Source organism: Anoxybacillus sp. ST4, assembly GCF_019448545.1.
In the GTDB taxonomy this organism is placed as follows: domain Bacteria; phylum Bacillota; class Bacilli; order Bacillales; family Anoxybacillaceae; genus Anoxybacillus; species Anoxybacillus pushchinoensis.
Genome location: NZ_JAHZOE010000040.1, coordinates 1 through 13658, shown reverse-complemented (window position 1 = coordinate 13658; position 13658 = coordinate 1). Strand labels below are relative to the sequence as shown.

Sequence of the window (13658 nt, the reverse complement as noted above, 5' to 3'; positions counted from 1 at the left end):
ATCGCGTCAAGCGAGTAAGATCCCTTGAAGATGACAAGGTTGATAGGTCCGAGGTGGAAGCGTGGCGACACGTGTAGCTGACGGATACTAATCGATCGAGGACTTAACTAAGCACACAAGAAAAGCGAGAACGTTAGTTCGAAGCTAGACAGCAAGAAAAGCTGAGAACGGTCCTTGGCGAACCCAAGGAAACGTCCGACGGAGCCGAGAGCTTTTGACGAAGACGTGCTTGCACGTCGAACGGACAAAGCGAAGGCGTAGGAGGATGTTAGTTCGAAGCTAGACAGCAAGAAAAGCTGAGACCTGTTATCTAGTTTTGAAGGAATTATCCTTCACGCCTTATGCGGCGAAAAGAAGCATGTTTGCTCGGTGACGATGGCGGAGAGGTCACACCCGTTCCCATCCCGAACACGGAAGTTAAGCTCTCCAGCGCCGATGGTAGTTGGCGGGACACCGCCTGCGAGAGTAGGACGTTGTCGGGCGCAAGAAAAGACCAAGACAAATTTAGTCTTGGTCTTTTTCATTATGTAACAAATAGTGATATAAGTAGGATGGTATTTTTCGCTCAGTTGCTTTTAAAAATTGTACAATAAAAGGATACGCATCACTTGAATAACTGTGAAGGAGATCATACCACCATTCCGTTTCATAACGACAAATCATACTTAAATTATAAAGCAACAAATAGTGAGCAACGACTTCATGAATATGATGTTTGTCGCGTTCAGCTTTATGTTTAAAATACAGTTGAAATAAAGGTTGTAATTCCTCGACATGTTCTAACAGCTCTCTCATACAAAACTTTTCTCCATAGGCGTGTTTCACATGAAACATTTTTTCAGAAAAATAAGTAAACAACCCGTATTTTTGGATTTTTACTTCGTCTTTGAAAAAATCATAGTTTTGCTTTTTTCTCTTCCTCGTCGATACTCCGTGTGCTAGAACGGATGATGATTCTGGATAGTCGGCATGGATTGTTAATAAACATGCTTTAAGAAGCTGAACATTTCCATAAAATAATAAAACGGGTTTGATGGATAGCGGTGCTTCGTGTGCATTGTCATAAAACTTTTTTCCGTGTTGTAAGTAGTACATGAATGGATAACAATTGTCATAGCTTTTCTTTTCAGCATCTTCTCGGCCTGCTCGCTTGTAGCGCTCGAGTAAAAATTGATGCACAAAATTTGATGAATAAAATATTTCCCACATTGTACACTCTCCTCATATAATTGATCGAATTATCTAACATTTTTATGTTTTCTTGACAGAAAAAAGCGAAGTTGATACTCTACTAATTAATATTTCCAAAGTGAGGGGGAAAAACAATGTGGGAAACAAAATTTGCGAAAGAAGGATTGACATTTGATGACGTCCTTTTAATCCCATCTAAATCAGAAGTGTTGCCTCGAGATGTTGATTTAAGCGTTGAACTAAGCCCAACCCTAAAGCTCAATATCCCAATCATCAGTGCAGGGATGGATACAGTAACAGAAGCTGAAATGGCGATTGCGATGGCGCGTCAAGGTGGATTAGGCATTATCCATAAAAACATGTCGATTGAACAACAAGCTGAACAAGTCGATAAAGTAAAACGTTCAGAAAGCGGTGTAATTACGGATCCTTTCTTTTTAACTCCTGAACATCAAGTGTATGATGCGGAGCATTTGATGGGCAAATATCGAATTTCAGGTGTTCCGATCGTCAATAATGTCGAAGAACAAAAGCTTGTCGGCATTATTACGAACCGTGACTTACGCTTTATTCAAGACTACTCCATGAAAATTTCTGATGTCATGACGAAAGAAAACTTAATTACTGCCCCTGTCGGCACAACGTTAGAAGAAGCGGAAAAAATTTTACAAAAATACAAAATTGAAAAACTCCCTCTCGTTGATGATCAAGGTGTGTTGAAAGGACTTATCACCATTAAAGACATCGAAAAAGTTATTGAATTCCCGAATGCAGCAAAAGATGAGAAAGGGCGTCTTCTTGTCGGGGCAGCTGTCGGGGTTACCTCGGATACGATGTTGCGGGTGAAAAAGCTTGTGGAAGCAAATGTTGACGTCATTGTAGTTGATACGGCTCATGGACACTCTAAAGGGGTGCTTGAAACAGTAAGGAAAATTCGCGACACATATCCGAAACTAAATATTGTTGCCGGAAATGTCGCGACAGCTGAGGCGACACGAGATTTGATTGAAGCAGGGGCGAACATCATTAAAGTCGGTATTGGTCCAGGATCGATTTGTACGACACGTGTTGTGGCAGGTGTCGGTGTCCCACAAATTACGGCTATTTATGACTGTGCAACGGAAGCGAGAAAATACGGTGTTCCAATTATTGCTGATGGAGGAATTAAATATTCTGGTGACATCGTAAAAGCTTTGGCGGCTGGAGGGCATGCAGTGATGCTTGGTAGCTTGCTTGCAGGTGTTTCTGAAAGCCCAGGGGAAACAGAAATTTATCAAGGTAGACGGTTTAAAGTTTATCGTGGTATGGGATCTGTCGGAGCGATGGAAAAAGGAAGCAAGGATCGCTACTTCCAAGAAGATAATAAAAAATTTGTCCCAGAAGGTATCGAAGGGCGAGTACCGTATAAAGGGCCACTTGCTGATACGATTTATCAGCTAGTTGGCGGGTTGCGTGCAGGAATGGGATATTGCGGAACGAAAAACTTAGAAGAATTGAGAGAAAAAACTCAATTTGTACGCATGACTGGAGCGGGATTAAGAGAAAGCCATCCGCATGATGTACAAATTACAAAAGAAGCGCCAAACTACTCGCTCATGTAGTTAAAGAAGCAAGTGCGCGCATATAGACAGAGGTGGAAGATTCCTCTGTCTATTTTTTTTTACAAGAGTATGTTAAAATAACGGTTATGTAAAATAGAGTTGGAGGTTTTGGACGTGAAAACATGGTATAAGCGCTTCATCATTTCTATCGTAGCAATGTTTTTGTTTATGGGGACTTTACCGCAAAATATAAAAGCGGAAGAGGATGTGCTGAATATTGAAGCGGATGCCGCTATTTTAGTTGAAGCAGAAACCGGAAAAATTTTATATCAAAAAAACATTGACGCCGTTTTAGGAATTGCTAGTATGACAAAAATGATGACAGAGTACTTGTTGCTAGAAGCAATTCATGAAGGACGCGTCAAGTGGGATCAAGAGTATGCCGTTAGTGAGTATGTATATCAAATTTCGCAAAAGCGCGATTTGTCGAATGTCCCGTTGAGAAGAGATGGGAAATATACGGTGCGTGAATTATATGAGGCGATGGCGATTTACTCGGCGAACGGAGCGACAGTCGCCATTGCGGAAATTGTTGGCGGTTCAGAGACGAATTTCGTTAAGATGATGAATGAAAAAGCGAAGCAGTTAGGATTAAAAGATTATAAGTTTGTTAATGCAACCGGCTTAAATAACAAAGATTTAGGAGGATTGCATCCAGCTGGTAGCGGGGATAATGAAGAAAATGTCATGTCCGCCCGTGATGTAGCGACGTTAGCTTATCATTTATATCATCAATTCCCAGAAATATTAGACACAGCAAGTATTCCACGCAAGTTTTTTAGAGAAGGGACAGACGATCAAATTAAGATGGATAACTGGAACTGGATGCTCCCGGGACTTGTCGCGGCATATGAAGGAGTAGATGGTATTAAAACCGGTTATACAGAATTTGCAGGATATTGCTTTACAGGCACAGCGGAGCGCAACGGTATGCGATTTATCACTGTTGTTATGAATGCGAAAACGAATGGCAAAGGGACGCATATGTCTCGTTTTCAAGAGACGAGAAAAATGTTAGATTACGCGTTTAGCAACTATACGGTGCAACAATTGTATCCAAAAGGATATATCACAAAAAAACATGAAACAGTAGCAGTAAAGAAAGGTAAGGAAAAACAAGTTGCGGTTGCAACAAAAAAACCATTGTCGCTTGTTATGAAGCGAGGGGAAGAAAAAAAATATAAACCTGTTGTCGTGATTGAAAAAGAAACGTTAACAGCTCCTGTGAAAAAGGGTCAAAAAGTAGGATATATGTATGTAAAATACGAAGGGACAGACTACGGCTACTTAACGAAAGAAGGAGAAAAGGCTGTACAAGTCGACATCGTGACAAAACAGGCGGTAGAGAAAGCGAACGGATTCGTCCTAGCAATGCGGGCGATTGGTGAGTTGTTCGGTGATATTTGGAATGGTGCCGCCAATGCGATTAAAGGATTGTTTTAAAGCTCTCTTTTTAGAGGGCTTTAAAATTTTTATTGTGATTTTTTGAAAAATTGAGTTAAAATAAAAAAATGTAGCTAGTGTTTCTACACTTTTACCTAGTAAAAACGTATGCTAGAATATGGATAGTGTACTGAAGTGACGAGTAGTTGTCGGGTAGTTTATTTTTCAGTACAATATCTCAATAACGATATACATAATGGGAGGAATGAACGGTGGCGATTATAGGTACAGAACGTGTAAAACGCGGAATGGCGGAAATGCAAAAAGGTGGCGTAATTATGGACGTCGTTAACGCAGAACAAGCAAAAATTGCGGAGGCAGCAGGTGCAGTAGCTGTTATGGCGCTCGAACGCGTTCCAGCCGATATTCGTGCAGCAGGTGGAGTTGCACGTATGGCTGATCCGACTGTGATTGAAGAAGTCATGAAAGCAGTATCTATTCCTGTGATGGCGAAGGCGCGTATCGGGCATTATGTTGAAGCGCGTGTGTTGGAGGCACTCGGTGTAGATTACATTGACGAGAGCGAAGTATTAACACCAGCGGACGAGGAATTCCACATTGATAAACGTCAATTTACTGTGCCGTTCGTATGTGGTTGTCGCGACTTAGGCGAAGCGGCTCGTCGTATTGCTGAAGGTGCATCTATGCTTCGCACAAAAGGTGAACCTGGAACAGGAAACATCGTCGAGGCGGTTCGCCATATGCGTAAAGTGAACGCTCAAGTGCGTAAAGTCGTCAGCATGAGTGAGGATGAGTTAATGACAGAAGCAAAAAATTTAGGAGCTCCATTTGAAGTACTATTACAAATCAAACGTCTCGGTCGTCTTCCTGTCGTTAACTTTGCAGCGGGCGGTGTCGCGACGCCAGCGGATGCGGCATTGATGATGCACTTAGGTGCTGATGGTGTATTTGTTGGTTCAGGTATTTTTAAATCAGAAAACCCTGAAAAATATGCCCGCGCTATCGTTGAGGCGACGACTCATTACGAAGATTACGAATTGATTGCTCACTTATCAAAAGGATTAGGTGGGGCAATGAAAGGCATTGATATTTCTTCGTTGCTTCCTGAACAACGGATGCAAGAACGTGGATGGTAATGTAAAGGAGCAATGAAAATGGTGAAAATTGGAGTATTAGGATTACAAGGGGCTGTACGTGAACATGTGCGTTCGATTGAGGCTTGTGACGCAGAAGCTGTCGTTATTAAAAAGACGGAACAGTTAGCACATATTGATGGCCTCATCATTCCTGGTGGAGAAAGCACGACAATGCGTCGGCTCATGGATAAATACGGGTTTATTGAACCACTTAAACAATTTGCCCGCGACGGAAAGCCGATGTTTGGAACGTGCGCAGGCTTGATCATTTTAGCTAAAAAAATTGTTGGTTATGATGAAGCGCATCTAGGCTTAATGGACATTACAGTCGAACGCAACTCGTTCGGTCGCCAGCGTGAAAGCTTTGAAGCATCTTTATCTATTAAAGGAGTCGCAGATGACTTTATTGGCGTGTTTATTCGAGCTCCGCACATTGTGTCTGTAGGAAGCGATGTAGATGTACTTGCGACATACGAAGACCGGATTGTCGCGGCAAGACAAGGACAGTTTTTAGGTTGTTCGTTCCATCCGGAATTAACAGATGATCATCGTATGACGCAATATTTTATCAACATGGTGAAAGAGACGAAAGAATAAACGGGTTGCATTTTGTTTAAACTTATAGTACATTATTTCCAAGAAAATGATATAACGAAAAAGCGATGATAGGAACTAGTAGCAAGCCCTCTTCCTTTCAGAGAGCCGATGGTTGGTGCAAATCGGCAGGAATGACTTGTGAATCCATCCTGGAGCGAAATGCCGAACGCGTAAAGTTAGTAAGCATTTCCGGTGAGAACCGTTACCTTTCTCGAGTGGGAGACGCATGTCTTCAACTAGGGTGGCAACGCGGGAATGCTCTCGTCCCTTTCTTTTGGGACGGGAGTTTTTTGTTTACTAAACAAAATAGAGGAGGAATGACGATGTTAGACTTAAAATTTTTGCGTGCTAATTTTGAAGAAGTAAAACAAAAACTTCAACATCGTGGTGAAGATTTAGCTGATTTCGAACAATTTGAGCAGCTCGACCGCCGTCGTCGCGAGTTAATTGCGCAAGCGGAGGAACTGAAAAATAAGCGCAATGATGTATCGCAACAAATTGCGATGTTAAAGCGCGAGAAAAAAGATGCGGATCATCTTATTGCCGAGATGCGCCAAGTTGGCGAACGAATTAAAGTGCTTGATGATGAATTGCGCGAAGTGGAACAACAACTTGAAACATTGCTTTTATCGATTCCGAACGTTCCGCATGAATCTGTTCCGATTGGCGAATCAGAAGACGACAATGTGGAAATTCGCAAGTGGGGTGAGCCGCGCTCCTTTTCTTTTGAACCGAAACCGCATTGGGAAATCGCGGATCAACTCGGCATTTTAGATTTTGAACGGGCGGCAAAGGTGACAGGAAGTCGATTTGTGTTTTATAAAGGTCTTGGGGCGCGTTTAGAACGTGCGTTAATTAACTTTATGTTAGATTTGCACGTTGAACAACATGGTTATGAAGAAGTTCTTCCTCCGTACATTGTCAACCGTGCAAGCATGACGGGAACAGGACAACTTCCGAAATTTGAAGAGGATGCGTTTCGTATTGAGAGCGAAGACTACTTTTTAATTCCGACAGCAGAAGTTCCTGTAACTAATTTACATCGCGATGAAATTTTATCAGTAGAAGATTTGCCGATTAAGTATGTGGCGTATAGTGCATGCTTCCGTTCAGAAGCAGGATCAGCTGGAAGGGATACACGTGGATTAATTCGTCAGCATCAATTCAATAAAGTGGAGCTTGTAAAATTTGTAAAACCAGAAGATTCTTATGAAGAACTGGAAAAGTTAACGCACGATGCAGAACGTGTTTTACAACTGTTAGGCTTGCCGTATCGTGTGATGAGTATGTGTACAGCTGACTTAGGTTTTACTGCTGCAAAAAAATATGATATTGAAGTATGGCTTCCAAGTTACAGTACGTATCGTGAAATTTCTTCTTGCAGTAATTTTGAAGCGTTCCAAGCTCGTCGTGCGAATATTCGTTTCCGTCGCGATCCGAAGGCGAAGCCAGAACATGTGCATACATTAAATGGATCTGGTTTAGCTATTGGTCGGACGGTCGCAGCGATTTTGGAGAATTACCAACAAGAAGACGGAACAGTTGTCATTCCAGAAGTTCTTCGTCCGTACATGGGAGGAAAAGACGTCATTTCATAAGGGGAGAACGTACTCCCCTTTTTTTATAAAAAGTGTTGACATGCTATAAGGTTTATGATAATTTAGTACATGTCGATACGGAGGAGTACCCAAGTCTGGCTGAAGGGGTCGGTCTTGAAAACCGAGAGGCGTCGAAAGGCGCGCGGGGGTTCGAATCCCTCCTCCTCCGCCATCATTCGAATGTTCACGAACCACAGCGCATAAAATGGAGATTGTTTATCGAACAATTCGTTACATATCGTAACGAATTTTTGTTTTATACAACAAAAGAAAGGATGTCCCAAAACGGTCGGGACATCCTTATTTTTTCAACTTCCGGTACTGTTCGATCATGTATCCAATCTTTGCGACAATCGGTTCAATAGATTCAGCATCACGAATAATATCGTATTCGTTAATGTTAATTCGCAAAACAGGACATGCGTTAAAGCTGTTAATCCATCTCTCATATCTTTCATACATCTCTTTCCAATATTCAATTGGTGTTTGTTGTTCCATTGGGCGACCACGTTCACGAATACGTTTAATAATTTCTTCGAAGCTTCCTTCTAAATAAATCAGTAAATCAGGGTGAGGAAAATACGGTGTCATGACCATCGCTTCAAATAAACTTGTATATGTTTCATAATCGACTTTTGACATTGTTCCTTTTTCAAAATGCATCTTTGCAAAAATGCCGGTATCTTCGTAAATCGAACGATCTTGGACAAATCCTCCTCCGTACTCGAAAATACGCTTTTGCTCTTTAAATCGCTCAGCTAGAAAATAAATTTGGAGATGGAAACTCCAACGTTTAAAATCGGCATAAAACTTATCTAAATATGGATTTGTGTCCACCTTTTCAAATGAGGTGCGAAATTGAAGTGCATCAGCTAACGCCTTTGTCATTGTTGATTTTCCTACGCCAACTGTTCCAGCAATGGTAATTACAGCATCGCTTGGGATATGATATTTTTCTCGTAAATTCATTGTTCTAAGCTCCTTTTAAGAACAGATTGCAATTCATTTAAAATGTAAAATCGATCTTGGTCACGATGAACGAAATCGAGTGCATCTCCGTTAAATCGCAATACAGGAATGTGTGGATGGGCTCGTTCAAATTGTTCCATCGCTTGTTCATAAGCATGGGATAGTTGTTGTAAATAGGCAGGATCAATGTTTTTTTCAAATTCACGACCACGCATAGCGATGCGCTCGAGTAACGTGTGTAACGAAGCATGTAAATAAATTACGACGTTTGGTTTTGGCATATCGTTTGTTAAAATGTCGTAAATTTGCACATACTTTTCGTATTGTTTTCCCTTTAATGTTTGTTTTGCAAAGATTAAGTTTTTGAAAATATGGTAGTCAGCTACAACCGGTTTCCCATTGTTTAAAAACTTTTTCTCGACATCTTCGAGTTGTTTATAACGATTGCATAGAAAAAACATCTCCGTTTGGAAACTCCATTCTTCAATGTTTTTATAAAATTTACCTAAAAAAGGGTTCTCATCAACAATTTCTTTTAACAATTCATATTGGAAATAGGTCGAAATGATCTTTGCTAAAGATGTTTTTCCAACACCAATTGGACCTTCAACAGTAATAAAGGGCACGCGGAACATTGTGTAACCTCCTTCAGGTGAAACCGTCCGTGTAGACAGACAAAATTTATTTTAGCATAAAATGATCGGTCTGTATGTTGCTTTTTTATTTTGATATACTCTATGATGATAAAAAAGTACGGGAGTTTTAAAGATGAGAAATGATGAGCATTATATGCGTTTAGCGCTTGAAGAAGCAAAAAGGGCAGAGGAAATAGGAGAGGTGCCAATCGGTGCTGTCCTTGTATATCATGATGAGGTAATTGCGCGGGCTCACAATTTGCGTGAACGAGATCAACGATCCATTGCTCATGCAGAGATTTTAGCTATTGATGAAGCATGTCGAAAACTAGGTACGTGGCGACTCGAACAAACGACGTTGTATGTAACGTTAGAACCTTGTGCGATGTGCGCTGGTGCCATTGTTCTTTCGCGTATTAAACGGGTTGTGTTTGGTGCAAATGATCCAAAAGGGGGCTGTGCAGGAACGTTAATGAATTTATTGCATGAGCCGCGGTTTAACCACCAAGTGGAAGTTGTCAGTGGAGTGTTAGCTGAGCAATGCGGTGAGTTATTAAGTCAGTTTTTTCGGCGCTTGCGTCAGCAAAAAAAAAAGAGAAAAAAAATAGTTGTTCTTCCAATTAAATTCCATGGTGTAGTCGTTGCAATTTGTATAAAAAAGAGATATACTTATACTTGCGTTAGCGATAACGCATTGCCGTGCTAAGCGGGGAGGTAGCGGTGCCCTGTACTCGCAATCCGCTCTAGCGAGGCTGAATTCCCTCTTTAGGCTAGTTTGCTGTAGAGTCTGCCTAGAGTAAGTGGTGTTGACGTTTGGGTCCTGCGCAATGGGAATCCGTGAACCCTGTCAGGTCCGGAAGGAAGCAGCAGTAAGCGGACCATCCCATGTGCCGCAGGGGCGCCTGAACCGAGCTAACTGCTCTAGTAACGTTTATGGCAGCTAGTCGACAGAGGGTGCACGGCAATTTACATAAAGCGGATGAAAAGCACTTGCGTGGTTGGCAAGTGCTTTTTTCATATGATTTTTAATGATATAATGAACAAGATATGAGCAAAGAGGAGGGCAGTTTCGTGGGTTATAAAGCTTTATATCGTGTTTTCCGACCGCAAAGCTTTAAAGATGTTGTCGGTCAGGAACACGTTACAAAAACGTTGCAAAATGCCCTGCTTCAACAAAAAATCTCCCACGCCTACTTATTTTCAGGTCCGCGTGGAACTGGAAAAACGAGCATAGCTAAAATTTTCGCTAAAGCGATCAACTGCGAGCATCGTCCAACGGCAGAGCCATGCAACGAATGTCCGACTTGTTTAGGCATTACGAACGGTTCTATTTCTGATGTGTTAGAGATTGACGCCGCATCAAATAACGGGGTAGATGAAATCCGTGATATTCGTGAGAAAGTGAAATTCGCCCCGACCTCAGCGCCTTATAAAGTGTATATTATTGATGAAGTGCATATGTTGTCTATTGGGGCGTTTAACGCTTTGTTGAAAACATTGGAAGAACCTCCGAAGCATGTCATTTTCGTTTTAGCGACAACAGAGCCTCACAAAATTCCATTAACAATCGTTTCGCGATGCCAACGATTTGATTTTCGGCGCATTGAGTTGAAGGACATTGTCTCCCGGCTGAAAACGGTTGTTGCTGAAGAAAGTATCGATGTGGAGGAGGAGGCGCTGTTTGCTATTGCGCGCGCTGCTGATGGTGGAATGCGCGATGCCCTAAGCTTGCTCGATCAAGCTATCTCTTTTAGCGATGATCGCGTATTGCTCGAGGATGTGTTAGCGGTTACAGGTGCGGTTTCACAGCGGAAAATTGCAGAACTCATTTGTGCGATATATGAAAAGAAAACTGTGGAGGCGTTGCGTATTTTCCAACATTTCATGGAGCAAGGGAAAGATCCGAACCGCCTTGTCGAAGATTTAATCTACTACTATCGGGATATGCTTTTATATAAAGCAGCGCCACAGCTAGAAGATGCTACACATCGCGTGCTCGTCGATGAGCGATTTCGCGAGCTTGCAAATATGATTCCGACGTCACTTATATACGAAGCGATCGATTTATTGAGTAAGAGCCAACACGACATGCGCCTGACAAACCATCCACGTGTCCATATGGAAGTGGCAATCGTGAAGCTTTGCTATGAAGAGGAGCGTGCGGTACAAGCTTCAATTTCATCTTCACTAGAGGAGAAGGTGAAACAACTTGAAGAACAGTTGGCGAAACTAAAGGAAATGGGTGCGAAGCCCGTTGTTGCAGAAGCGAACGAGCAAGTGAAAAGAACGGTGAAAAATATTCGAACAGATTATAAAGTACCGATAGGGCGTATTCATGAAGTGCTTCGCCAAGCAACACATCAGCATTTGTCTCTCGTCAAAGGAAATTGGACACATGTGCTCGATTTATTGAAAAAGCAAAATAAAGTATCGCATGCAGCGTTATTGCAAGAAAGTGAGCCTGTAGCAGCAAGTAGCACGGCTTTTGTGTTAAAATTTAAATATGAAATTCATTGTAAAATGGTTGCTGATAACAGTAACTATGTTAAAGATAATTTAGAGCAAGTACTGTTCGACTTAACAGGGAAGAAGCTCGATACGATTCCTGTTCCAGAAAGTGAATGGGTTCAAATTCGCGAGCAGTTCATTCGTCAACAAACGAATGACGAGGAGCGTCATGGACAGGAAGATCCGTTTATTGCGGAAGCGAAAAAGTTATTTGGTGAACATTTAATTGAAATTAAAGAGTAAATGGAGGAATGATGGAAATGATGCGTGGAATGGGAAATATGCAAAAAATGATGAAGCAAATGCAAAAAATGCAGAAGGATATGGAGAAAGCGCAAGCAGAGTTAGCAGAAAAAACAGTTGAGGGTACGGCAGGAGGCGGAATGGTTACCGTCGTCGCTAATGGCCATAAACAAATTTTAGAAGTAAAAATTAAGGAAGAAGTCGTAGATCCAGAAGATATCGACATGTTACAAGATTTAGTGCTCGCTGCAACAAATGATGCGTTAAAGAAAGTAGATGAGTTGACAGCGGAAACGATGGGACAGTTCACAAAAGGACTGAACATACCGGGGTTATTCTAGGAGGCTAACATGTACTACCCAGAGCCGATATCGAAATTAATCGACAGCTTTATGAAGTTGCCAGGCATCGGACCGAAGACGGCCGTCCGTCTGGCGTTTTTTGTCTTAAATATGAAGGAAGATGTCGTATTAGACTTCGCGAAAGCGCTCGTCAACGCAAAGAGAAATTTAACATATTGTTCTTCGTGCGGTCATATTACTGATAAAGATCCTTGCTATATTTGTGAAGATACGAAGCGTGATCGTTCGATTATTTGTGTTGTTCAAGATCCGAAAGATGTTATTGCTATGGAGAAAATGAAAGAATATAACGGACTTTATCATGTATTACATGGAGCAATTTCCCCTATGGAAGGGATTGGTCCTGAAGATATTAAAATTGCCGAGTTGCTCAGACGTCTTCAAGATGAGACCGTTCAAGAAGTGATTTTAGCGACGAATCCGAACATTGAAGGAGAAGCAACGGCTATGTATATTTCACGCTTGTTGAAACCGACAGGTGTAAAAATTACTCGCATCGCTCATGGATTGCCGGTTGGCGGGGATTTAGAATATGCTGATGAAGTGACGCTATCTAAAGCTCTTGAAGGAAGAAGGGAATTGTAGTGTTTTGGAAACGAAAAGGGTGGCTACGTAAACAATTTAACGACCAACTCATTGAAAGGTTACAACGTTATCGAGATGAATGGATGGGCAAGAAGCAATTAATAGACAAAAGCGTTGAGCCTTCAGACAAAATTATATTTGATTTAAAAATTGCTGAAGCAAAATATTTATTTCTCCTTCGAGAAGCGAAAAAGCGAAAAGTATCAATTGGGAAGGGATAATTCCTTCCCTATTTTGTTTAGGCTTGTCATACAGAAAGAAGGTAGACATATATTTAAAAATAAAAAGGTTGAAGGAGAGGGATATATGAATGAAACGGTCGTCGTCGTGTCAATCGTTAGTCTTGTTGTCATCATTTTGCTTGTTGGTATTCCGGTACGTTTGACTCGACTGGTCGGTGAAGGAATTGCTCGTGTCGTAATCGGAGCTTTATTCATTTTTTTAATTAATATTGCTGGAGATGTAGCTGGTATTCATTTACCAATCAATTTGTTTACAGTAACTGTTACTGGCTTTTTAGGCATCCCCGGTATCGTAGCGCTCATTTTTATTCAACAATATGTCATTTCATAAACGGACATATCCGTTTATTTTTTTGTTGACGAATATAAGTGTTCATGGTATATTAATAAACGTCGTTGTTGATATTAAAAAAAGTATTGACAAGTAGATCACGTTATAGTATTATGAAACATGTCCTTAATGTTCCTTGAAAACTGAACAAAACAGCAGCGTAAAAGCTAGAGATAAACTTTCTATGGAGAGTTTGATCCTGGCTCAGGACGAACGCTGGCGGCGTGCCTAATACATGCAAGTCGAGCGGACGATT

13 protein-coding genes, 1 tRNA gene, 3 rRNA genes, 1 other RNA gene, 1 pseudogene and 1 other annotated feature are annotated in these 13658 nt (G+C 41.4%); of the genes and pseudogenes, 16 read left to right on the top strand and 3 right to left on the bottom strand.

The window, feature by feature from the left end; translation table 11 throughout:
- Both K1I44_RS14200 and rrf read left to right on the top strand, forming a co-directional pair.
- Nucleotides 1-111 (top strand): 23S ribosomal RNA (locus K1I44_RS14200); the annotation flags it as partial.
- Between the two features lie 254 nt (nucleotides 112-365).
- Nucleotides 366-482, top strand: a 5S ribosomal RNA gene (gene rrf, locus K1I44_RS14195).
- A 22-nt stretch (nucleotides 483-504) separates the two neighbouring features.
- On the opposite strand, the gene K1I44_RS14190 is transcribed toward rrf, so the two are convergent.
- Nucleotides 505-1209 (bottom strand): YaaC family protein, encoded by a 705-nt coding sequence (locus K1I44_RS14190; RefSeq protein WP_004577772.1) that lies wholly within the window; start codon nucleotides 1207-1209, stop codon nucleotides 505-507.
- A 116-nt stretch (nucleotides 1210-1325) separates the two neighbouring features.
- Here K1I44_RS14190 and guaB point away from each other — a divergent pair, with 116 nt between their 5' ends.
- From guaB to K1I44_RS14160, 6 genes are all read left to right on the top strand, one after another.
- Nucleotides 1326-2792, top strand: a complete 1467-nt coding sequence (guaB, locus tag K1I44_RS14185; protein ID WP_219986539.1) for an IMP dehydrogenase — start codon at nucleotides 1326-1328, stop codon at nucleotides 2790-2792.
- A 156-nt stretch (nucleotides 2793-2948) separates the two neighbouring features.
- Nucleotides 2949-4235 (top strand): D-alanyl-D-alanine carboxypeptidase family protein, encoded by a 1287-nt coding sequence (locus tag K1I44_RS14180; protein ID WP_042536397.1) that lies wholly within the window; start codon nucleotides 2949-2951, stop codon nucleotides 4233-4235.
- A gap of 212 nt (nucleotides 4236-4447) precedes the next feature.
- The gene (pdxS, locus tag K1I44_RS14175) at nucleotides 4448-5332 is read left to right on the top strand and encodes a pyridoxal 5'-phosphate synthase lyase subunit PdxS (protein ID WP_004577775.1); all 885 of its coding nucleotides are present in this window, start codon (nucleotides 4448-4450) and stop codon (nucleotides 5330-5332) included.
- Nucleotides 5333-5350: 18 nt separating this feature from the next.
- On the top strand, nucleotides 5351-5929 hold the full coding sequence (pdxT, locus tag K1I44_RS14170; protein WP_004577776.1) for a pyridoxal 5'-phosphate synthase glutaminase subunit PdxT: 579 nt from the start codon (nucleotides 5351-5353) through the stop codon (nucleotides 5927-5929).
- Between the two features lie 56 nt (nucleotides 5930-5985).
- Nucleotides 5986-6201 (top strand) — a binding site (T-box leader).
- A gap of 51 nt (nucleotides 6202-6252) precedes the next feature.
- On the top strand, nucleotides 6253-7527 hold the full coding sequence (gene serS, locus K1I44_RS14165; protein ID WP_219986538.1) for a serine--tRNA ligase: 1275 nt from the start codon (nucleotides 6253-6255) through the stop codon (nucleotides 7525-7527).
- Between the two features lie 79 nt (nucleotides 7528-7606).
- Nucleotides 7607-7699: transfer RNA gene (locus K1I44_RS14160), tRNA-Ser, on the top strand.
- A 128-nt stretch (nucleotides 7700-7827) separates the two neighbouring features.
- On the opposite strand, the gene K1I44_RS14155 is transcribed toward K1I44_RS14160, so the two are convergent.
- Complete coding sequence (locus K1I44_RS14155) at nucleotides 7828-8496, bottom strand: deoxynucleoside kinase (RefSeq protein WP_091704525.1); 669 nt, start codon at nucleotides 8494-8496, stop codon at nucleotides 7828-7830.
- Entirely contained in the window at nucleotides 8493-9131 is a 639-nt protein-coding gene (locus K1I44_RS14150; protein ID WP_091704524.1) for a deoxynucleoside kinase, read from the bottom strand. The genes K1I44_RS14155 and K1I44_RS14150 overlap by 4 nt, the downstream gene beginning before the upstream one ends.
- A 133-nt stretch (nucleotides 9132-9264) precedes the next feature.
- Here K1I44_RS14150 and tadA point away from each other — a divergent pair.
- The 8 genes and pseudogenes from tadA to K1I44_RS14110 all read left to right on the top strand — a co-directional run.
- A pseudogene (gene tadA, locus K1I44_RS14145) lies at nucleotides 9265-9735 on the top strand (tRNA adenosine(34) deaminase TadA); the annotation flags it as partial.
- A gap of 93 nt (nucleotides 9736-9828) precedes the next feature.
- Nucleotides 9829-10093: signal recognition particle sRNA large type (gene ffs, locus K1I44_RS14140), an RNA gene on the top strand.
- A 109-nt stretch (nucleotides 10094-10202) separates the two neighbouring features.
- Nucleotides 10203-11882, top strand: a complete 1680-nt coding sequence (dnaX, locus tag K1I44_RS14135; RefSeq protein WP_004577798.1) for a DNA polymerase III subunit gamma/tau — start codon at nucleotides 10203-10205, stop codon at nucleotides 11880-11882.
- 17 nt (nucleotides 11883-11899) lie between these two features.
- The gene (locus tag K1I44_RS14130; protein ID WP_035045628.1) at nucleotides 11900-12223 is read left to right on the top strand and encodes a YbaB/EbfC family nucleoid-associated protein; all 324 of its coding nucleotides are present in this window, start codon (nucleotides 11900-11902) and stop codon (nucleotides 12221-12223) included.
- A 9-nt stretch (nucleotides 12224-12232) separates the two neighbouring features.
- Nucleotides 12233-12829, top strand: a complete 597-nt coding sequence (gene recR / locus K1I44_RS14125; protein ID WP_004577796.1) for a recombination mediator RecR — start codon at nucleotides 12233-12235, stop codon at nucleotides 12827-12829.
- A complete protein-coding gene (locus tag K1I44_RS14120; RefSeq protein WP_004577795.1) occupies nucleotides 12829-13050 on the top strand; it encodes a YaaL family protein in 222 nt (73 codons plus the stop codon). The genes recR and K1I44_RS14120 overlap by 1 nt, the downstream gene beginning before the upstream one ends.
- A gap of 85 nt (nucleotides 13051-13135) precedes the next feature.
- A complete protein-coding gene (locus tag K1I44_RS14115) occupies nucleotides 13136-13402 on the top strand; it encodes a pro-sigmaK processing inhibitor BofA family protein (RefSeq protein ID WP_219986536.1) in 267 nt (88 codons plus the stop codon).
- Nucleotides 13403-13583: 181 nt separating this feature from the next.
- Nucleotides 13584-13658: ribosomal RNA gene (locus K1I44_RS14110) — 16S ribosomal RNA — on the top strand; the annotation flags it as partial.

What these genes read in the sequence shown, in the direction of transcription:
- serS (WP_219986538.1), top strand. Translation starts at nt 6,253, where the DNA reads ATGTTAGACTTAAAATTTTTGCGTGCTAATTTTGAAGAAGTAAAACAA.
- K1I44_RS14155 (WP_091704525.1), bottom strand. Translation starts at nt 8,496, where the DNA reads ATGAATTTACGAGAAAAATATCATATCCCAAGCGATGCTGTAATTACC.
- K1I44_RS14190 (WP_004577772.1), bottom strand. Translation starts at nt 1,209, where the DNA reads ATGTGGGAAATATTTTATTCATCAAATTTTGTGCATCAATTTTTACTC.
- K1I44_RS14130 (WP_035045628.1), top strand. Translation starts at nt 11,900, where the DNA reads ATGATGCGTGGAATGGGAAATATGCAAAAAATGATGAAGCAAATGCAA.
- K1I44_RS14180 (WP_042536397.1), top strand. Translation starts at nt 2,949, where the DNA reads ATGTTTTTGTTTATGGGGACTTTACCGCAAAATATAAAAGCGGAAGAG.
- guaB (WP_219986539.1), top strand. Translation starts at nt 1,326, where the DNA reads ATGTGGGAAACAAAATTTGCGAAAGAAGGATTGACATTTGATGACGTC.
- recR (WP_004577796.1), top strand. Translation starts at nt 12,233, where the DNA reads ATGTACTACCCAGAGCCGATATCGAAATTAATCGACAGCTTTATGAAG.
- K1I44_RS14115 (WP_219986536.1), top strand. Translation starts at nt 13,136, where the DNA reads ATGAATGAAACGGTCGTCGTCGTGTCAATCGTTAGTCTTGTTGTCATC.
- pdxT (WP_004577776.1), top strand. Translation starts at nt 5,351, where the DNA reads ATGGTGAAAATTGGAGTATTAGGATTACAAGGGGCTGTACGTGAACAT.
- K1I44_RS14150 (WP_091704524.1), bottom strand. Translation starts at nt 9,131, where the DNA reads ATGTTCCGCGTGCCCTTTATTACTGTTGAAGGTCCAATTGGTGTTGGA.